General features: G+C 50.0%; 18 protein-coding genes, 8 tRNA genes and 1 pseudogene. 5 read left to right on the top strand and 22 right to left on the bottom strand.

What is annotated here, in order from left to right; all coding sequences use genetic code 11:
* Positions 1-32: 32 nt before the first annotated feature.
* The 3 genes from H8S75_RS27115 to H8S75_RS27105 form a co-directional block, all read right to left on the bottom strand.
* Positions 33-1,118 (bottom strand): dipeptide epimerase, encoded by a 1,086-nt coding sequence (locus H8S75_RS27115; protein ID WP_187024193.1) that lies wholly within the window; start codon positions 1,116-1,118, stop codon positions 33-35.
* A complete protein-coding gene (locus H8S75_RS27110; RefSeq protein WP_187024192.1) occupies positions 1,115-1,915 on the bottom strand; it encodes a serine hydrolase in 801 nt (266 codons plus the stop codon). The genes H8S75_RS27115 and H8S75_RS27110 overlap by 4 nt, the downstream gene beginning before the upstream one ends.
* Positions 1,916-2,107: 192 nt before the next feature.
* The gene (locus H8S75_RS27105) at positions 2,108-2,755 is read right to left on the bottom strand and encodes a Crp/Fnr family transcriptional regulator (protein ID WP_002601480.1); all 648 of its coding nucleotides are present in this window, start codon (positions 2,753-2,755) and stop codon (positions 2,108-2,110) included.
* A gap of 103 nt (positions 2,756-2,858) precedes the next feature.
* Here H8S75_RS27105 and H8S75_RS27100 point away from each other — a divergent pair, with 103 nt between their 5' ends.
* Positions 2,859-3,563 carry an ATP-binding protein gene (locus H8S75_RS27100; RefSeq protein WP_187024191.1) on the top strand — a complete coding sequence of 235 codons (705 nt, stop codon included), beginning with the start codon at positions 2,859-2,861 and terminating at the stop codon, positions 3,561-3,563.
* Between the two features lie 184 nt (positions 3,564-3,747).
* Here H8S75_RS27100 and H8S75_RS27095 read toward each other — a convergent pair.
* Positions 3,748-3,821 (bottom strand) — tRNA-Arg (locus H8S75_RS27095).
* Between the two features lie 61 nt (positions 3,822-3,882).
* Complete coding sequence (locus H8S75_RS27090) at positions 3,883-4,896, bottom strand: MBL fold metallo-hydrolase (protein ID WP_187024190.1); 1,014 nt, start codon at positions 4,894-4,896, stop codon at positions 3,883-3,885.
* A gap of 184 nt (positions 4,897-5,080) precedes the next feature.
* Here H8S75_RS27090 and H8S75_RS27085 point away from each other — a divergent pair, with 184 nt between their 5' ends.
* Complete coding sequence (locus H8S75_RS27085; protein ID WP_187024189.1) at positions 5,081-5,968, top strand: LysR family transcriptional regulator; 888 nt, start codon at positions 5,081-5,083, stop codon at positions 5,966-5,968.
* Between the two features lie 130 nt (positions 5,969-6,098).
* Here H8S75_RS27085 and H8S75_RS27080 read toward each other — a convergent pair whose 3' ends face one another.
* The 9 genes from H8S75_RS27080 to H8S75_RS27040 all read right to left on the bottom strand — a co-directional run bounded on the left by H8S75_RS27080 (position 6,099) and on the right by H8S75_RS27040 (position 16,646).
* Positions 6,099-7,400, bottom strand: a complete 1,302-nt coding sequence (locus H8S75_RS27080) for a GntP family permease (RefSeq protein ID WP_187024188.1) — start codon at positions 7,398-7,400, stop codon at positions 6,099-6,101.
* Positions 7,401-7,417: 17 nt separating this feature from the next.
* Entirely contained in the window at positions 7,418-8,731 is a 1,314-nt protein-coding gene (locus tag H8S75_RS32870) for an SLC5/6 family protein (RefSeq protein ID WP_243270488.1), read from the bottom strand.
* Between the two features lie 11 nt (positions 8,732-8,742).
* Positions 8,743-9,300, bottom strand: a complete 558-nt coding sequence (locus H8S75_RS27070; RefSeq protein ID WP_187024187.1) for a hypothetical protein — start codon at positions 9,298-9,300, stop codon at positions 8,743-8,745.
* The gene (gene fadK / locus H8S75_RS27065) at positions 9,293-10,936 is read right to left on the bottom strand and encodes a medium-chain fatty-acid--CoA ligase (protein WP_187024186.1); all 1,644 of its coding nucleotides are present in this window, start codon (positions 10,934-10,936) and stop codon (positions 9,293-9,295) included. Before fadK ends, H8S75_RS27070 begins: the two co-directional genes overlap by 8 nt.
* Before the next feature lie 104 nt (positions 10,937-11,040).
* Positions 11,041-12,054: an electron transfer flavoprotein subunit alpha/FixB family protein gene (locus tag H8S75_RS27060; protein ID WP_187024185.1), complete on the bottom strand. Its 1,014-nt coding sequence runs from the start codon at positions 12,052-12,054 to the stop codon at positions 11,041-11,043.
* 25 nt (positions 12,055-12,079) lie between these two features.
* Positions 12,080-12,868 carry an electron transfer flavoprotein subunit beta/FixA family protein gene (locus H8S75_RS27055; RefSeq protein ID WP_187024184.1) on the bottom strand — a complete coding sequence of 263 codons (789 nt, stop codon included), beginning with the start codon at positions 12,866-12,868 and terminating at the stop codon, positions 12,080-12,082.
* Between the two features lie 106 nt (positions 12,869-12,974).
* The gene (locus H8S75_RS27050; RefSeq protein ID WP_187024183.1) at positions 12,975-14,117 is read right to left on the bottom strand and encodes an acyl-CoA dehydrogenase family protein; all 1,143 of its coding nucleotides are present in this window, start codon (positions 14,115-14,117) and stop codon (positions 12,975-12,977) included.
* 39 nt (positions 14,118-14,156) lie between these two features.
* Positions 14,157-15,383: a CaiB/BaiF CoA transferase family protein gene (locus tag H8S75_RS27045; protein WP_187024182.1), complete on the bottom strand. Its 1,227-nt coding sequence runs from the start codon at positions 15,381-15,383 to the stop codon at positions 14,157-14,159.
* Between the two features lie 78 nt (positions 15,384-15,461).
* Positions 15,462-16,646, bottom strand: a complete 1,185-nt coding sequence (locus H8S75_RS27040; protein WP_002601501.1) for an acyl-CoA dehydrogenase family protein — start codon at positions 16,644-16,646, stop codon at positions 15,462-15,464.
* Positions 16,647-16,967: 321 nt separating this feature from the next.
* On the opposite strand from H8S75_RS27040, the gene H8S75_RS27035 reads away from it, so the two are divergent.
* Positions 16,968-17,366 carry a PaaI family thioesterase gene (locus tag H8S75_RS27035; protein ID WP_187024181.1) on the top strand — a complete coding sequence of 133 codons (399 nt, stop codon included), beginning with the start codon at positions 16,968-16,970 and terminating at the stop codon, positions 17,364-17,366.
* Between the two features lie 15 nt (positions 17,367-17,381).
* On the opposite strand, the gene H8S75_RS33450 is transcribed toward H8S75_RS27035, so the two are convergent.
* The gene (locus H8S75_RS33450; RefSeq protein WP_432764206.1) at positions 17,382-17,588 is read right to left on the bottom strand and encodes a DUF6783 domain-containing protein; all 207 of its coding nucleotides are present in this window, start codon (positions 17,586-17,588) and stop codon (positions 17,382-17,384) included.
* Between H8S75_RS33450 and H8S75_RS33445 the strand changes: the two are divergent.
* Together H8S75_RS33445 and H8S75_RS27030 are read left to right on the top strand one after the other, a co-directional pair.
* Positions 17,505-17,705, top strand: a pseudogene (locus tag H8S75_RS33445) (DUF6783 domain-containing protein); the annotation flags it as partial. The gene H8S75_RS33450 and the pseudogene H8S75_RS33445 sit on opposite strands and share 84 nt — an antisense overlap.
* Before the next feature lie 63 nt (positions 17,706-17,768).
* A complete protein-coding gene (locus H8S75_RS27030) occupies positions 17,769-18,593 on the top strand; it encodes a linear amide C-N hydrolase (protein ID WP_187024180.1) in 825 nt (274 codons plus the stop codon).
* Between the two features lie 55 nt (positions 18,594-18,648).
* Here the strand turns inward: H8S75_RS27030 and H8S75_RS27025 are convergent.
* The 7 genes from H8S75_RS27025 to H8S75_RS26995 all read right to left on the bottom strand — a co-directional run bounded on the left by H8S75_RS27025 (position 18,649) and on the right by H8S75_RS26995 (position 19,495).
* Positions 18,649-18,734, bottom strand: a tRNA-Leu gene (locus H8S75_RS27025).
* 22 nt (positions 18,735-18,756) lie between these two features.
* A tRNA-Val gene (locus H8S75_RS27020) sits at positions 18,757-18,829 on the bottom strand.
* Positions 18,830-18,902: 73 nt separating this feature from the next.
* Positions 18,903-18,976: transfer RNA gene (locus H8S75_RS27015), tRNA-Asp, on the bottom strand.
* Positions 18,977-19,004: 28 nt separating this feature from the next.
* Positions 19,005-19,078, bottom strand: a tRNA-Ile gene (locus H8S75_RS27010).
* A gap of 113 nt (positions 19,079-19,191) precedes the next feature.
* Positions 19,192-19,264 (bottom strand) — tRNA-Thr (locus H8S75_RS27005).
* A 37-nt stretch (positions 19,265-19,301) separates the two neighbouring features.
* Positions 19,302-19,373 (bottom strand) — tRNA-Glu (locus H8S75_RS27000).
* Between the two features lie 49 nt (positions 19,374-19,422).
* Positions 19,423-19,495, bottom strand: a tRNA-Asn gene (locus tag H8S75_RS26995).
* Between the last annotated feature and the right edge of the window lie 44 nt (positions 19,496-19,539).

The raw sequence follows: 19,539 nt of genomic DNA, 5'->3' as shown, positions 1-19,539 counted from the left end.
TTGCGGGATTAGTTTCCATACGATTACGCCAGTTACGGCTCAAATGCGGGAACTCCGGTAATCCCGATCCCGTCATTGTCATTCATTCGGATGACCGCGCCCTTATAAACCGGTCCCCCTGTATACGGATCGATGGAACAGAGGGATGGGCCGTCCAAATCCGCACGGGTAATAATCCCCTTACCCGCCGCCAGATGCGCCGCTGCGCTGACCGCGATCTTGCTCTCCAGCATACACCCGATCATGCACTCCACTCCGTAGCTTTCCGCAATGGCACAGATCTTCAGTGCCTCATAAATCCCGCCGGTCTTCATCAGCTTGATGTTAATGAGATCCGCCGCCCGGTTCTGGATAATCCGAACCGCATCCTCCGGAGAAAACACGCTTTCATCCGCCAGGACAGGCGTGGCCACATTGGCTGTCACAAACTTCATCCCGTCAAAATCATGAGCATTCACCGGCTGTTCCACTAAATCCATCTCAATTCCCGAATCCTCCATGGCCCTGATGATACGAACGGCATCCTTGGCCGTCCAGCCCTGGTTGGCATCGATGCGCAGCCGGATCTCCGGCCCCACAGCCGCCCGGATCTCCCGGATTCTCTCGATATCTTTTACGCCTTCTTTTCCCACCTTGATTTTCAGGATTCGAAATCCCTGTTTAACCGCCTTTAAGCTGTCCTCCACCATCTCGTCCACACCGTTGACACTGATGGTCAGATCCGTCTCCACTTCTGTCCTGCTGCCTCCCAGAACCCGGTACAAAGGCTTCCTGCAGGACTGTGCATACAGATCATAGAGCGCCATATCCACCGCCGCCTTGGCCGATGTGTTCTTCACCATACAGCCGTGAAGCTTCTTCATCATGCCGTCCAGGTTATCGATCTCCATTCCGATCAGATTGGGAGCGATAAATTCCTCAATGGCACACCGGATGGAGCCTTTCGTATCCCCGGTGATCACAGCCGTGGGAGGTGCCTCTCCAAAGCCCGTCCTTCCGTCATCCGCGGTAACCCTGACCACAATATCATTCACGCTGTTCACGGTTCGCAAAGCCGTCTTAAACGGCGTTAAAAGCGGAATATTTACTTCCGCAGTCTCTATCTTCGCAATTCTCATACTCTAACCTCCGAATTTCTATGGTACAGCCACAGGGAAGTCTCCGCCATCACACGCTCATATGCCGGCGTATCGGTATCGTTTCCACAGTAGCACACAACAAATGGCTGTTTTGCATATACAATTCCAACATCATGTGTAATTCCGCAGTCTTCCCCTGTCTTGTGGGCGATTTCCGGTTCCTCCGGCAGCGCCTGCAGATAAAACGGAATCTTGCTGCACAGCTGCTGGTTCTTTAAAATAGAAATCATCTTTTCACTGGCCTGCCGGCTCACCAGTCTGCCCTGATACATCTCACGCAGCAGACGGCCCGTCTCCGCTGCCGTTATGTAATTCTGGATTCCCCGCTTTGATTTCTCCGTATCGTACATCTTCCGCTGAAGCACCGTATCGCGGTATCCCATCCGCCTGATCGTACGGTTAATCTCCTCGATTCCAAGAAGATTGATAAGCACATTCGTCGCAGTATTATCGCTGAAAATAATCATCAGCGTCACGAGATCGAGAACCGTCACTTCGATTCCGTCATGGAGATACGTAAGTGCCCCGCAGGACGGCACACAATCCTCCCGCTTCATGCGGATGATCCTGTCGGGATTCAGAGTCCCATCCTCGAACCTCACAAATGCTTCTGTCATCACAAACAGCTTGATAACGCTGGCGGCCATCATCCGTTCATCCTCGTGATACGCCGCCCGCTCACCGGTTACGAGATTTTCATAATAAAATCCCGTTTTTCCCGGAAGTCTCCTGAGCTTCTCTGTCACTTCCTCTTCCAGACTGCCTGTCAACCGCATAAGTCCCCTCTCTACGCCTGCCGAATTTTTATTATAGAAAAAAAGAGGCACTGCACCTACCACCTACAGCTACCTCATTGCACCTGATTTTGCGACTGATTCGTATTCTTTATGAAATATAATCTTATGTATAAGTATAATAAATTTCACAAAAAAAGCAAGCGCTATTTCCCTCTGTTTCGGAGGTTTTGTCTACCGCAGCTCCGCTTTCAGCAGCTGAAACTGATTTTTATGGAAGGATATCTGTCCTTCCTCCTTCAGCCGCCCCAGCTCCTTTGACATGGCGCTCCTGTCCACAGCCAGATAATCGGCCATCTCCTGCCGGTTTAACGGAATAGTAAAGGACTCCCCTCCCGCCTTCTTTGCCTGCTCCGACAAATAGGAAAGAATCTTCTCCCTGGTTGTGCGTTTTCCCATGTGACCGATCTTCTGTGTCAGAGTCATATTCTTTTCCGCCAGGATTTTAAGCATATTGCGGACCAGGCGGTTATGAAACTCACATGCAGACGGACAGACGGTTATGATTCTCTCACAGTTGATGAAGAGCACCTCCGTCTTCTCCGCGGCGGTCACACTGACCGGCAGACACTCCACGCGCGCAAAGGAAAATGCCTCACCGAACAGACCTCCCCGCTCCACATGGGCCAGAATGGTCCGGTTGCCCCAGAAGTCGTCAGAAAACACCAGCACGCTGCCAGACAGAACCATACCTACCTGATCCGCCCGGCCGCCCGCCATTAAGATATACTCTCCCTCATCAAATAAAACTCTTCTTCCGCCAAGACATGGAAGCAGCTGTTCCAGTTCCCCATTTTCAATCCCGTCAAATAATGAAACCATCTCGCTCCGCCATTTCGATTTATTTTAATTTCGTTGCAAAAACAACATACTTTTCGATTTTAGTATAGTATGATACAGCTATCGAGTCAAGGAGGAAAAAAATATGATAAGAAAAATCATTCACATTGATACAGACGCCTGTACCGGCTGCGGACTGTGTGCCGAAGCCTGCCACGAGGGAGCCATTCAGATGATAGATGGAAAAGCAGTTTTAACAAGAGAGGATTACTGTGACGGTTTGGGGGACTGCCTGCCCGCCTGTCCCGCAGGAGCCATCTCCTTTGTAGAGCGTGAAGCGCCCGCCTACGATCACGCCGCTGTACAGAAGGCCAAAAAGGCCCTGGAACACGCCGGCTCCCGAGACAGCCACTGTGCCTGTCCCTCGGCTGCCTCCCGTTCCTTATCCGGCAGCGCCGCCCAGAACCAGGCCGGACCGGAAGACGTTCCAAGCTGCCTGTCACAGTGGCCGGTCCAGATTAAACTGGCGCCCATCCACGCCCCCTATTTCGCCAATGCCGACCTGTTGATCGCAGCGGACTGCACCGCTTTTTCCTATGGTAATTTCCACCACGATTTTATCCGGGACCACATCACTCTGATCGGATGTCCAAAATTAGACAGCATGGATTACTCCGAGAAGCTGACGGAAATCCTGCGTGAAAATGACATCCGCTCCATAACGGTAACCCGTATGGAAGTTCCCTGCTGCGGCGGAATCCAGTTCGCGGTGGAACGGGCAGTAGAAAACAGCGGGAAGAAGATTCCGTGTAAGGTCTTTACCATCGGAATTGATGGGAATTTGCTTTGAGGATGGGTTAAAAAGATGAGAGATACTTCACGCCTGCATATCTATAATACCGTGAAGTATCTCTATTTTTGTGCCCCCTGCGATTGTCCGCACTTATAATCCAATGACTAAAAAACATGCAGCTATCAGCAATAAAAAAGACACCCTCACTCGGATGTCCTTTTCCTTAAACTTTTGCTTTTAATGCGCCGAACATGATTCGAACACGCGGCCTTCTGGTCCGTAGCCAGACGCTCTATCCAGCTGAGCTATCGGCGCATATTGCTTTCGCAACGGTATTAAGTATATCCGATATAACTCGTTTTGTCAACTATTTTTTTTAAAATTGTTTCCAACGCTTCCAGTAAATAATCCCCTCCCGCTCGCATCTCTCCACAAGCCCTTCCCCATACATAAATTCCAGGCAGGAAAATGTCTTCGCCCAGATCTGGGTACAGGAGACGAAATGGCGGTAGTCGGGCGGCCCCTGGCTTCTTCCGTAGGCCCGGACGCCCACATCCCGGGTGGTCATCATCCCTCCGTCCTCTTCCAGTATCCCTTTCATGATTTCACATTTATCCAGATAGCCGAGAATAATCCGGTTGGCTTCTTTTTCCACATCTGCTATAGGCCCATAATGGCACGGCAGAATCCTGCAGTCCGCGTACCGGTGCTTCATATCACCAAGGGACTCCATATAGCATTTTAAAAGTCCCAGATCCTTCTGCTGGCTGCCCACGATCGGCACGATGGTCGTCATGATCTGATCCCCGCAAAACAGGAATCCGTGTCTCTTCTCATGGAGACCGCACTGCCCAAACGTATGGCCCTTTAAAGAAACGACATCGAACTGATACTCCCCATATTCCAGTGTCTGGCCGGGATGAACCGGGATAAAGGGGAAGTCCTGAGCCTTTCCCCGCTCCGCGTAGGCGCGCCCAGTGTATTCCATAACAGCCTCATAGACGTCCGGAGTATCCTTCTTCGTCACGCCTACAATCCGCAGATTCTGTATACGCGACTCCTCATCCGCCAGGTAACAGTGAAGCAGATCCGCCCGCTTCCTGGTCTCCTCCGGATTCATGTACACGCTTGCCCCCAGCTCCTGCAAAGCCGGCACAAGCCCCGTATGGTCCGGATGGTCATGGGTAATAAACACGTCCAATTCCTTATAGGAGACGCCCAGAGTCTCCACCATACCGCGCAGACTCTCCCAGTCCCGTTCAAACCGAAAAGAGGTATCCACCATCAGACTGCGCCCAGGCTGCCGGATCAGATAGAGATTGCGCGGACTCATGTGACGGTCAGAATAGGAAATCGTCTCCTGAAACAGATTGTGGTAAATCTCCTGCATATCGTCCCCCCCCCCTCTCATCGCTGTTATTTCCCGCTGATAACCTCCATTGTAAAAACTTTCCGGACAAATGTCAAATAAAATTGCCGTCAGCGCCGGAACACCTCCGGAATTATACCGCTGTTTACTGGCTTTTCCATTGTTCATCCTGTATAATAAATATATCGATTTATTGGAGGGGCTTATGAACTTACCACAACTGTACTATTTCCGAAAACTGGCTGAAGTCCAGCACTACACGGAGGCCGCCAAAGCGCTTTACATTACGCAGCCCAGCTTAAGCGATTCCATCGCATCTCTGGAGAAGGAACTGGGGGTATCCCTCTTCCAGAAAAAGGGGCGTAATATTAAGCTCACCAAATACGGGGAAGAATTTTACCAGTACGTCAGCGAATCCCTGAGTATCCTGGAACACGGCATCTCCCTGATCAAGGAGAAATCAGGTCATATCAGCGGCTCCATCGATATCGGATGCATTCCCACCCTGTTAGGTGACTTTTTACCGGAGGCGCTGGATCTTTATCAGGAGAAGAATCCGCTCGCCACGCTCAATATCTACCACGGAATGTCCATCGAAGTGGCGCAGGGCGTTTCCTGCGGTAAATATGACATCGGCTTCTGTTCCATGGTGGACGATATGCCCGACCTGGTCTTCGTCCCCATCACCTATCAGGAGCTGATCGCCATCGTCCAGAACAACCACCCGCTGGCCGGCCGGGAAGCCATGTATCTGTCGGACCTAAAGGATTACAGGCTGACCACCTACCGGGACACGATTCCCATCGGCAAGGTCGTCCGCAAGCTGCTGAAAGAAAAAGGAGTGGAGGCCGTCTATTCCTACGATGACGAAATCTCCATTGCAGGCAGAATTTCCAAGTCCTCAAAAGTGGCCATTGTGGCCGATACCCCCTATTTGAGGCAGTTTAACAATCTTGCCAAAGTCCGGCTTTTGGACGTGCCCAAAGACACCCGTATGATTTACATGGTATACAGCAGTAAAAACTTCATTACCTCAGCTGTGGAAGCATTTGCAAACTTTATGGTTGCCAGTTGCTTAAATATGCCGGACTAGCACAGCCTTGACCCGGCCGCTCTGTGCCCGAATCACAGGAGACTTTCTGCGCCGCCCGAATCACACAAAAGAAACCGCCCCCTGCTGTCTGAAACAGAGGAACGGTTCCTTTTCTCATACTCACAAATTCCTAAAACGTAATGCCAAAGGTGGCCATCAAAGCGATTACCAAACCCGCAACAGCCGCCGGAATCATGGTCCCAAGAATTACATGCTTGTAACTCTCTTTTAAACTGCATCCGCAGATAGACATCGTGAGAATCGCCACAGAAGAGTTAGGCAGCTTATTTAAAATCAGGGCAGACTCTGTCACGATTCTGTGCAGGGCCTGGACATTGACCCCCATATCCACAAACGCCTGGCCAAAGCTCTCCAGGAAAATGGTTTCACCGGAGATTGCAGACCCTGTCAGACCGGTCAAAACCGCGGTCCCGAAATACGCCTTTAAATACACCGGCATATTCATGGATAAAACAGCCTGCTGCAGCGCCTGAAATGCAGGCGACAGGCTGAGAACCTTGGAAAGTCCCATAACCGCAGCCACGGTCAGCATAGAATTCAGTCCGGATCCCGCGCCAGTTTTAGCGGAGGACTTGATGTTTTCAATATGCTTAAACTGGGTTGCCATAATCAGCAGAATCCCTACTGTCAAAGAAAACAGAATACTCGTGGAGGTTCCCCAGCTGGAGGTAGCCACAACGATTCCAAATACCACAATAAACGGAAGTACCGACATTCCGATGCCGGGCAGCTCTTCATCGCTCATTACCTTATTGGAAGAGGTATACATGGCCAGCAGTTCTTCGTTTGTATGCTTCTTATGGCTCTGAGCCTGGGCATAATTGAAATATACAAAGTAACACACAGCCACGATGGCGGTAAACACCAGAGATAAGAACGGTGCCGATCCCAAAGACGTTCCAAGATAACCGCTGGGCAGCACGTTACAGATATCCAGGGTATACATGAATCCATTGGCGGAGGCCCCGCCGCCCAGCAGCATGAACGGAAGCAGCCGGCGGTCCATCTTGTTTTCACGAAGCAGATTGTCTGCGATCGGATACAGTACAAACACCATGATATAACCGTTGATGCCTAAAAGCGTAATAAAAAAGGTACAGATCAGAATAACCAGGCCCACCATCCTGGCTCCCAGCTTCTGCGTCAGCCACTTGGCGATTTTTGTGGCCAGCCCGGTTTCCAGCACCAGCTGTCCGAAGATGCCTCCCATCCCCAGGATCAGGAACCAGGAAGTTACGAAACCGCCGGCGCCGCCGGAGAATGTGGTAAGAAGACCGTCGGACAGGCTGAGCTGGCTGCTTAATAATATAATTACCGCCGTAATTACGGTTGCGCAGATCATGTCAATCCCCTTGATGATCATGACTACTAAGAGAGCAATGGCAAAGATAAGACCCATTGTTGCTAACATAAAAATACCTCCATCAATTATTTTTTAGTTCCGGTCTGCACTTTCCTGCCGCTGCCGTACTCTCTGTCCGGCCATCCGATTATCACATTCATCACCGTGGGAAGGATGAGGGTGAATAAATTGATATAGGATGCCGCGGTCAGTCCCTTGGACACCAGCGCCGTAAGCCCCGCCTGGGAAATCACCCAGGTAAGACAGATATAGACAAAGGTAAGGACAGCTCCCCGCCGGTTGCGCTTAGCTTCAGAAACCTTCGGATCTTCCCCGGTCTTTTTCTGATACCAGTTCAGAGCACGGTCGTTAAAGCCCTGTGCATAGTTGATCGCCGTGGAGATTGTTGCAAAAAAGATTGCTATGGTAAGAAGCGTCAGCGAAATCGCTTTGACAGCGCCGCCCGCCCAGCCATTCTGTACCACCAGAATTGTATACACGGCTTTTCCATTTGCCCACCCATCGTAAACCGCACTGTAGTTTCCCGCCAGGTTAATGGCGTTCATCTCCAGGAATACCCAGTTTACAATCACGGACAGGATCACCGCCCTGCGCAGAGTTTTCTTGTTGTTAAACAACTGCGCATGATTGACGTACGCGCCGAATCCAGCCAGATTCTGACCAGAAAAGATATAGGCCCATACAAATGCAATGAAAAGATATTTTAAAAAGCTGCCCGCGCCCGATGCGATTCCTGCCTCCATGCTGCTGCTCATAACAGCCATCTCATTTGCCAGTTTTCCGCTCCCGATATTGAAAATAAGATTTGGAACGTGAACAATAACCAGGGCGATAAAGATAACAGCACTCATGAACACCGCGTTCTTGCGGACCAGCTCCGTGCCTTTCATACAGAGAAGAAACATGATAACTCCCACAATAAATGTGGTCCATATGTACGGAATCCCCGTCAGCTCCTTAAGGGCTGAGCCGGAGGTGGAATAGGCCAGTGCCATACATACGATGAGCAGCCAGTTAAAATTCAGCTCATACACGATCTGCATCGGTTTTGCCAACACGCCTCCCCAGAATCTGGAACCGTATTTTTCAAGGAAATTCCCATAGTCAAAGGTTCTGAAATCCATGGCGAATTTCATGAAAAAATAGATAATAAAGCAGTTGATCGCCGCCACCACAAGAGGCATCAGCAGGCAGAAGTAAGGCTGTGTCACCTCCGGAAGCATACCGTAAAATCCTGTGTTCTGGAAAAAATAAGTCCAGGGTGTGGAGCCTGACGCAAAACCGCCTCCGCACTGTGAGCTGAATGCAATGGATACAAACACCAGCACTGCTCTCCAGTCCACTGCTGTCCCACCACTTCCGACATTTTCGCTTTTCATATGTACCTCCCCTACCTCTCCGTTTCCTTTTCCCGTGTCTGCCAGTGGGCTGTCATTCTGTCCAGCGGCATTTCCAATAGTCCCGTCCCCTCTGAATATGCGTAAACCGTAAATCCCCTCTTACAGCGGAACACGCATTCCAGACAGGGATCTTCATCGCAGTAGCAGAACGCATCCGTGTCTGCCAGTGCAAATACCATGGGGGAACGTTTTTCCTTCATCACGTATTTTAGATAACCGCCCGTGAAGGTCTTCAAATAAATCCACTGCGGTGCGCACTCCTGTTTTTTCGTCTTCCAGGATACCTTTACCGCGTTGTCGTTATAGCCGCCGGTAATCTGGTAACTGAGTTCTAAAAACTCCTTTGCCTCCCCGGCGTCTGTCGGCGACAGGCGCTCTGCTTCCACATTACAGCAGAGAATCTTCTTCTCCTCAAGCGCCTGGCCTCCGGTAACTGGAAATAAGCTGTTACAGCTTCTGCAGCGATAAAATACGACATCCGGACACTGATCCGCGCGTGGTTTTCTGGTATCCCTGCACCTTCTCGGTCCAAATTTCTGCTCAATCATTGCGTTCCGGGCCCTCCATTCTTTTTTCCAGTTCCTCTTTTAACAGATACTTCTTCACCTTTCCACTGCCCGTATGGGGAATACGGTCAATCAGCTCCAGCCTCTCCGGCCAGAACCGTTTCGGGACACCGTTCTGACAGAGCCATCCGGTCACATCCTCCAGCTTCAGATGCTCAAATCCCGGCAGCGGAACGGCAAAGGCGCAGATTCTCTCGCCCAGCCGGTCGTCCGGCATTCCGATCACCGTGTGGTCGCCCATTCCCGGACAGCCCTCCAGCCGGTCATTGATCTCGTTGGAATTCAAATTCTCGCCGCCGCGGACGATCATATCCTTCTTTCTTCCAATAATGCGAATATTACCCGCTTCATCCATGACGCACAGATCACCGCTGTGAAACCATCCGTCATCATCCAGGGCGCTGTCCGTAATCTTCTTATCCTTTAGATATCCCACAAATACATTGGGTCCTCTGGAAAGCTCTTCTCCCGGCACCCCGGGCGGCACATCGTTTCCCTCGTCATCCACGACGCGGATCTGGACGCCTTCTACCGGCCGGCCGGAAGTGGTTCCGTTTAATTCCAGGGCCTCATCGGGCCGTACAAACACGTGGGGGACACTTTCTGTCGAACCGTAGACCTCGCAGAGCAGGATTCCGAAGCTCCACGCCTTCCGTACCATATATCCCGGCACCGGAGCGCCTCCGCAGAGGTATAGCTTCAGAAACGGCAGTTCTCCGCCTCCGTTCTCCAGTTCCCGGAGAATGTCATAGATAAATGGCGTAGCGCCCATGGAGAAGGTACACCGCTCCCGGTTCATCAGATCAATGGCCTCGCGGCAGCGGTACTTCTGCTGAAGCACCACCTTGGCCCCGATCAGCATGGGAGCGATCAGCCCGTGATGGAAGCCCGTTGCATGATTTAACGGCGCAGGCATGAACATGATATCCTCACTGGTCAGCCCCAGCTCTCTGGTAAATACCTCCTCGCTGTAGCGGATATTATTGTGGGTGAGCAGCACTCCCTTCGTCCCGCTGGTCGTCCCGGAGGTGCAGAGAATCAGCGCCAGATCCTCACCTGTCCGTCTGATCTCCTGCTTTTCCGTATCCGCCTGGTCCATAATTTCCGTAAACGCCAATACCCCGTTTCCCTCCGGCTTCTCACCGCCCACGATGACGACACAGGACAGCGACGGAATGCGTTCTCTCACAGCCAGAATCCGGCTCGCATAATCCGTTTTATGAAAAAAGGAGGGGCCGAAGTAAACCTTTGACTCCGTTAAATTCATGCTCCGGATCAGTTCCTTTTCCTCATAGGACATGGCGATGGGATGGGCTACGGCCCCGGTCATAAAGCAGGCGATGGTCACCACCGCGAACTCGCTCCAGATGGGGAGCTGGAACGATACCGCGTCTCCCGGCAAAACCCCCTGCTTCCGGAGAAAGGCCGCCACTTTTGACGCAGCCTCATCCATCTGCCGGTAGGTATACCGATTCCCCCTGTCATCCACCACATATTCCCGTTCGGAATACTTCTTCACGGATTCTTTCCAACAGTCCAGCAGCGTGATATCCTTCCAGCAGCCCTCGGAAAGATACTTTTCCCGCTGGATGGCATTGATCTTCATCTCATCAATCATGACCCGTCTCCTATACCTTTTTTGCGTGCATCCTGCCGGACCACGCCTGCCATCAGCGCATGTACTGCGGTATGCTCCGAGAAACGCTTCCTCAGCTCTGCTGTCTAGTGCAACGCTGTACTAGCCTTTAACTCCTTCACAAGAGCCGGAACAATCTCGAACACGTCGCCTACGATGCCGTAATCCGCCACCTCGAAGATCGGCGCCGTGTCATCCTTATTGATCGCCACAATAGTTCCGGAGCCGCTCATGCCCGCCACATGCTGGACAGCGCCGGATATGGCGCAGGCGAAGTAGATCTTCGGAGTTACCGTGGTTCCCGTCTGCCCTACCTGTTTGGACTGCGGCATCCATCCCGAATCGACCGCTGCCCTGGAGCAGCCGACCGTTCCGCCAAGCACGTCTGCCAGTTCCTTCAATACTTTGAAATTCTCTCCATTCTTCATGCCGCGGCCGCCGGATACGATCACCTCCGCGTCCTGAAGCGGGATATCGTTGTCCTCACATGCCTTAATGAAATCAATCACCTTAGTCCTGATCTCGTTTTCCGGTGTGTGGATCGGTTCCATGATGATCTCCGGCTTGTTGTCCATCACCTTCTCCGGCCTCTTAAATGCTCCCGGTCTGCAGGTTCCCATCTGCGGCCTTGTCTCGCTGCACAGAATCTGTGCGTAAAGATTTCCGCCAAATGCAGGCCGTTCCCAGACCACATTTCCGGTCTCCTCGTCTACGCTAAGGGCCGTACAGTCTGCGGTCAGACCCGTACGCAGGCTGACTGCAATCTTAGAGCCCAAATCCCTGCCGTTTACGGTTGCTCCCACCAGAATCGTATTGGGATCATACTTTTCGCATAGCTTTAAGAATACATTTCCATAAGCATCAGCGGAGTAATTCTCATATTCATCTCCCTTTACCACGTAAATCTTATCCGCGCCGTACTCGCCGGCCTCCTTCACCGCCTCATCCACATCCTTTGCGATGACTACGGCACATAACTTCTGCTTTAAGCCGTCCGCCAGCTTTCGTCCCTGGCCAAGCAGCTCAAGGCCCACGCTTTTAGGCTGACCCTGGAAGCATTCGATAAATACCCATACGTCCTTACATGTATCAAAACTCATCTCTCGCGACCTCCTTTTGCCGTCCTTAAAGTACTTTTGCCTCTGTCAGCCTGTCAATCAGGGTCCCTGCGGTCTCCGCCGGGCTGCTGCCTTCAATGTTCATGCAGTTTGCATTTCTCTTTGGCGTAAAAGTTGCTTTTACCTTAGTGGGGGAACCCTTTAAGCCCATCTTGGTCGTATCAGAACCCGGCAGACTCGCCAGAGTGATCTCTCCAATCTCTGCTCTTAAGGATGTGAGCACGCCCTTGATGGTAGCGTATCTGGGTTTATTGCTCTCCTTTGTCGCGGTACAAAGCACCGGAAGGCTGGCCTCGATAACCTCCACGCCCTCTTCCACCTGGCGTCTGGCGATCACCTTATCCCCCTCGACCTCCATATCGAGTATATACGTCAGCCTGACTGCGCCTAAATGCTCCGCAATACTGGGGGCTGTCTGTCCCGTATCTCCGTCGATGGCCTGTTTGCCGCCCAGGATCACATCGAACCCGCCCAGCATCTGAATCGCCTGAGACAGAATATAACTGGTAGCATACGTATCGGAACCGCCAAAGGCACGGTCGGTAACGAGATACGCCTCATCCGCTCCCATGGCCAGCGCTTCCCGGAGCACTGCCTTCGCCTGAGGCGGTCCCATGGAAATCACGGTCACTTTTCCGCCGCAGCGGTCCTTCAGCTGAAGGCCTGTTTCCAGCGCATTTTTATCAAAAGGGTTCATGATACTCGGCACGCCGGTACGAATCAGCGTATTTTTCACCGGATCAATCTTGATCTCAGTGGTATCCGGAACCTGTTTTATACAAACAACGATATTCATCTTCATTCCTCCTCGTTATAAGCACTTAGCGGCTGTCTTTTAGCCGGTTACGTGCGATACATGTCACTGGCACTTAGCGAGGTCTTTCACAAGCTTAGTGCAGTGACTATTTATATTCCTTATCCAATACGCCTGTAATCGTCATTCTCTGGATCTGGTTCGTTCCCTCAAAGATCTGGAATACCTTGCAGTCTCTCATGAGTTTTTCCACCGGATACTCTTTGCTGTAGCCGTATCCGCCAAAAATCTGAACCGCGTTGGAGGTCACTTCCTGTGCACAGTCGGACACAAATGTTTTACAAATGGAGCCTTCCTTCTGTACCATGATTCCCTGATCCATCATCCGCATGGTGTTATTCACCAGACACCTGGATGCTTCAATCTTAATTGCCATGTCGGCCAGCATCTGCTGTACCATCTGGAATTTAATAATAGGGGTGTTAAACTGTTTTCTTTCCTTTGCATACTTCACGGATTCATCCAGCGCCCGCTGCATGATTCCCACAGCCAGAGTCGCCACAAACGCTCTGGATAAGTTCAGAGCGTTTAAAGCCAGCTTGAACCCGGAGCCCTCCGGTCCCACCATGGCAGAAGCCTTCACACGGACGTTTTCGAAAATCAAGTCCGTAGTGTTGGAAAGTCTGAGCCCCATCTTGTTCTCATGGGCTCCTACGGTAACGCCTTCTGCATCCGCATCGATGATAAATGCGGACATGCCTCTGTGTCCTGCCGTCGTATCCGTCTTAAAGAATCCCACGAAGACATCGGCCAGAGCACCGTTGGTGATAAATGTCTTGGTTCCGTTTAAAATATATTCGTCCCCGTCCTTTACCGCCGTGGCGCGCATAGCCGCGGGGTCAGAACCGGCATTCGGCTCCGTCAGGGCAAATCCGGCAAATCCGCCGGGGGCAATCTTATCTGCAAAATACTGTCCCTGCTCCTTCGTTCCGGCAAGGATTACATTTCTAAGCGCCACGAACGTGGTTACAAAGGTGATGGCGTAGCCCGCGTCCACCTTTGCCAGCTCCTCAAAAATCATGGCGGTGGTCTCATAGCTTAAACCGGTTCCACCGTATTCCTCCGGGATTTCCAGCATGTGAAGCCCCATATCGAATCCCCATTTAAACAGCTCTCTCGGACACTCCCCTTTCTCGTCCGCGTCCTTTACATGAGGTTTTATTTCATTTTCTGCCATCTCCCTTACAAGAGCAAGCAGCGCTTTCTGTTCTTCGGTGTAAAGTAAGCTCATGTTATTTTCACTTTCCCCTTTCTGGTTGTTCGTTGTTCATTACAGTGGTTTCAGTCCTGTCGCGCCTTCTGCGGCTCCGGAAGCAATGATTTCGCAGATCTGTTCGTCACTGTATCCCAGCTGCTTCATAATCTCCACCGTATGGGCGCCCTGCATGCCTCCGATCACATAGTCCGGTTTGCCCAGAGAGGCGAAGCCTACGGGGTTGGTCGGCATGATCTTTCCGCCTGACGGATAAGGAATCTTTGTCAGCACATCGTTGGCCCACGCCTGCTCATCCTCATAGATATCCAGCGGCTCATATGCGGCTTCACACGGCATGTCATTTTCCTTTAACATCTTCATTAAGTCTTCTCTGTCAATCTTTGCAATAGCTGCATCCAGCACATCGGTCACGTCTTTATTCAAATGGTTGTTGTTGACATCCGCGCAGTGACGGTACTGCTCTTTCTCCAGCATTTCCGGACAGCCCAGGAGCGTGAACATCTTCTCATAATCGCGGTCGTACTCCGGACAGCAGATGCAGACCCACTTGTTGTCTCTGGTGCGGAATACATTGTTAAATGGATTTGGAACTTCTTTTCTGCTCTTCGGGTACTGGTTTCCGTACTGTGCGGAGATCAGGCCCGTGCTCAGCGCATAGACAGCCGCGTGATGCAGTCCGATGGTGACCTTGTCTCCCTCGCCGGATTTCTCTCTGCGGTACAGAGCCGCACAGATGCCGGACGCCAGAGCCATGGCAACCTGGAAATCTCCAAAACCGTTGGTCGGAATCATGGGAGCATCGCCGCGGTTTACCGTAGTTCCAAACACGCCGCCTCTCGCCATGTAACACGTTACGTCGAAGCCCGCCGTATCCTTTTCCGGTCCCTTTTCCCCGTATCCCAGGACCTGGGCGAAAATCAGCTTCGGAAACTTCTCCTTTAAAGTGTCGTAGTCCAGTCCCAGCTTTAACAGGGATTTCGTTCTCGTATTGGTTACGAATACGTCCGCTTCCTCCAGAAGCTTATAACAAACCTCCAGCCCCTTTTCTGTCTTCAGGTTCAGAGTGATAAATTTCTTATTTAAGTTTGCCACATCAAAGGCCAGGTTCTCGTCGTCGGTAAACGGCATGTTGAACACGGCGCCCTGAGTCCTGGCTGGATCTCCTTTGTGTGATTCGATCTTGATACAGTCGGCTCCCCATTCGCCAAGTACGCGAACCGTGGTAGGGGCCGCCAGATATGTGGTTAAATCCACTACTTTTACGCCTTCTAATGGTTTCATTGTCTTCCCTCCATATATGGAAAAGGGTCGGCAGGTCCGGAGTATGAACCTGATGACCCTTTTGTGTCAGATATCTCTTTAGACCACGTATTCGATATGAGCGCCGTGTTTAATGGTGTTTCTGGAAATTGTAATTCTCTGTACAGTCGGAGCGCCTTCCTCTAACCACATCGCGCGGCAGTCACGGTAAAGACGCTCAACCGGGCCGTACTTGCAGTCTTCAAAGTATCCGACACCGCCGAAGATCTCCAGCATTTCATCGCTGACTCTTCTGGTTGTATCGATGCTGTACAGCTTGCACATAGCAGCTTTTTCTTCAATATATTCGCCGGTTGGATTCTCCATATAGGATTTAGCAAAATCGTAAACCATGCAGCGAAGCGCGTGTACCATCATGGACATATCGGCAATCTTGCAGCGGATCGCCTGACGGGTTCCGATCGGCTTTCCGAAGGTTACACGGTCAGCGGCATACTGTAAGGACAGTTCCAGCATTCTCTGTGCCATACCTAAGTTGCTGGCAGCAATGTGAGCACGGGATACGGATAAGGAGTGCATGGCAATCTCCAGTCCCTGTCCCTCTTTACCTAAGAGGTATTTCTTATCGATGCGGCAGTCTGTGAATTTCAGCTCGCCATGGCCGGCTCCGCGGCATCCCATCATATGAGGCATGTTGATCACTTCAAATCCAGGAGCGTCCATTGGAACGAAGAATGCGGACAGTCTGTCGTTCTTATCTGATTCCGGATTGGTTACTGCGATTACATAAGCAAATTCGCAGCAGTCGGTATGGGAAATCAGTGTCTTCTCACCGTTTAATACGTAAGAATCGCCGTCTCTCACTGCGATGGTATGTAAGTCAGCGCCGGTACCGCCTGTCGCCTCTGTCAGTGCGAAACAGGTAAATACTTCCTTGTTCTGGAATTTTGGCATATACTCTGCCTTTACTTCCTCATTGCCGTAATCGTCGAGGATTCTCCAGTTTAAATCCATTGCATAGTGAAGATGCATTCTCATTCCGCCCGGTCCTCTGGAGAATTCCTCCTGAACCTGTAAAATCTCCAGCTCGTTCAAACCGTATCCGCCGTACTCCTCAGGAAGGGAACAGCGATATAAATCGTTCTGGATTGCTAAATCGTAGAACTCCTGAGGAAACTTATTGGTTACTTCCACTTCCTTCTGGATTTCCTCAAGGGGACCCTCTGCCAGCTCACGGATCTGTTTTAAATACGCCTGGAATTCTTCATTGGATAACTTGCTCATTTGATATATCCTCCTTATTTATTCTTGTTAAATATTTTTTTAACAATCTTGATAAATCCATTATAGCCTGTAGTGAAGGAAATATCCAATCGGCCCTGTCCGTGATAATTCCGATAATTGATAGTTAAAACCTATGATTCCTTTTTCCTGTTGTAAATGGATTTTTGCAATGATATAGTATAGCCTGAAGTCACTGCGCTAAGCTCGAAAAGACCTCGCCAAGCGCCAGTGACATGTATCGCACGTAAGCGGCCAAAAGACGTCCGCTATGCCCGATAAAGCGGGGCACGCTGAGTGCTCATAACGAGGAGGTATGCATACATGAGATCAGAGATAATGGACGGCATTCTGAGACATATTCATCCGATCGGAGGCATAGAAAACGCCAGGCTTTTGGAGGTCTCTCCGGGCCACGCGAAACTCTCCATGGAAATTACTCAGGAAGCCTTAAATCTTTACGGAAATGTTCACGGCGGATTTTTATTCTCTCTCTGTGATATGGCGGCAGGAATATCCACTTACGCCTGCGAGACCACCAATGTCACGGAATGCAGCAGCATCAATTTCTTAAGAGGGGTGAATACCGGAACCATCTATATAGAATCCAACGCCATACACAAAGGCCGGAAAACCGTTGTCAATCAGGTAACCGTCACCAACGACACCGGCAAACTGGTGGCATCCGCAAGCTTTACGATGTTTTTAATCGCACCGGTCTAGGTGAATTTCCCAACTTCATTCAGCACGAAAAATACAGCCAGCCATAACGTAATCCAACCTCTGTCTGCTAGGGTGTGTTTGAAAATTGCTTTCTGTCAGATGTACGTCACATTTTGTGGGAAATTTGTCCCGAATGAGCGCGGCGTAGTGGGCTACGTTAAGCGAATTCGGGGCAAATCTCCCGCGAAATGGGGCGTGCAGATGGCAGAAATGAATTTTCAAACAGGCCCTAGACAAAGACCGGTTCACGTCATGGCTGGCTGCCTTTTAAAGCTTAAGCCTGCGTGGAACATTTTCGAATCAGAAACATGTTGTAGGTTGAACCTTCAATATGCCTGATGATATCATATAGTTAGAAGCCATATAATATCACAAACTTATGTATGAAAAGGAGATTTCAAAATGTGTACAAGTTTTGCAGTATACCATCAAAAAAAGGCTGTTTACGGAATGAATTTCGATACCGATGAAATTGATTTAAAACTAATAGTCAACAGTTATCATGATAAGAACTTATTTTACTTTTCAGCCCTGTTAGAAAACAAATACAGGGATATCGCCGGTATGAACAGTGAGGGGCTTTTTATCTGTACGCAGGCCGTAGAATATGGTCCAGGCTTTCAGTCAGGCTGTGACGAAAATGATTGGTATGCCTTTGATATTCTTGATGAAGTGCTAAAGAAAACAAGAAAATCATCAGAATTTTTTGAAATTCTCAATAAAAGAGTAATCTCCTATCCTAGAAATCCATTATTCCCCAATTTAGGACTGCATACTATGATTGCTGATAAAACCGGGGATGCATTTATTCTGGAAGAGGGAAATGATACAAACAGAATAACCCCTGTTTCGGGTGATTTTATTGTCATGACTAATTTTCCAAACGGGAATTTTAAGGAAGCAGATTATAATAGGGTATATGGGATCGGAGCTGACAGATATATTTGTGCTTATGAATATATACAGAATCATATTCATAGCTTTGGAATCAATGAAGCCTTCGAAGCTTTAAACAAGACCAGCCAGAAGAATACGCTCTGTTCAATCGTATATGATCCCTTAGAGAACGAAATTTATATCAGTTTTAAGAAAGATCTGAGCAAACGATGGAAAATCTCTATGATCGAAAAAACAATCCAGTCAACGGATGGATTTTTGAGCAGCAATAAAATCCAACTTACAAACGAAGAGATACTTGTGAATGATCTTATTCGCTTATATAAGTGAGAACCAAAAAAGCTTGAAACTCTCTTAAACAGAGACTTTCAAGCTTTTTTATTAATGCCGGCGACCGGAATCGAACCGGTACGGGCGATTAGGCCCGCAGGATTTTAAGTCCTGTGCGTCTGCCAGTTCCGCCACGCCGGCATATCATGATTTCTCATGAAAATGGGACCTACAGGGCTCGAACCTGTGACCCTCTGCTTGTAAGGCAGATGCTCTCCCAGCTGAGCTAAGATCCCGTTTTTGTAACATGCTGTGAAACGATACAACATATGCTGGTAGTGAATGCTGCATCAAAATGTTTCATGCAAACGACCCGGATGGGATTCGAACCCACGACCTCCGCCGTGACAGGGCGGCGCTCTAACCAGCTGAGCCACCAGGCCAAATTTCAAATATTTAGTTCAGTGTTAGTGGACCTTCGGGGACTCGAACCCAGGACCGACCGGTTATGAGCCGGTTGCTCTAACCAACTGAGCTAAAGGTCCAAACATAAATATAGTATGGTAACACTATGCTCAATGTCGCGTAAAATACACGCTCGTTTCGCAAGTGTGCTTAATTGCTAAGTTCGAAAGAACCTCACTAAACAATTAATGCAAGCCGATGATCGGACTCGAACCGATAACCTGCTGATTACAAATCAGCTGCTCTGCCAATTGAGCCACATCGGCATTCTCATTCCTCCCTGCATATGCCTGGTGAAACAAATGACCCCAACGAGATTCGAACTCGTGTTACCGCCGTGAAAGGGCGATGTCTTAACCGCTTGACCATGGGGCCTTATAAATTCGTATCTGCTGAGTCTGAAATACAAATAAGTATTTCAAAACTCCCCGAGTAGGACTTGAACCTACGACAGCGCGGTTAACAGCCGCGTGCTCTACCGACTGAGCTATCGAGGATTATTATACCATGAGGTATCCTCTATTTCAAGGCATATACCCTC

This window comes from Hungatella hominis (assembly GCF_014288005.1).
Taxonomy (GTDB): Bacteria; Bacillota; Clostridia; order Lachnospirales; family Lachnospiraceae; genus Hungatella; species Hungatella effluvii.
Note: the sequence above shows the minus strand (reverse complement) of the source record. Positions and strands in the feature narration are given on the sequence as shown.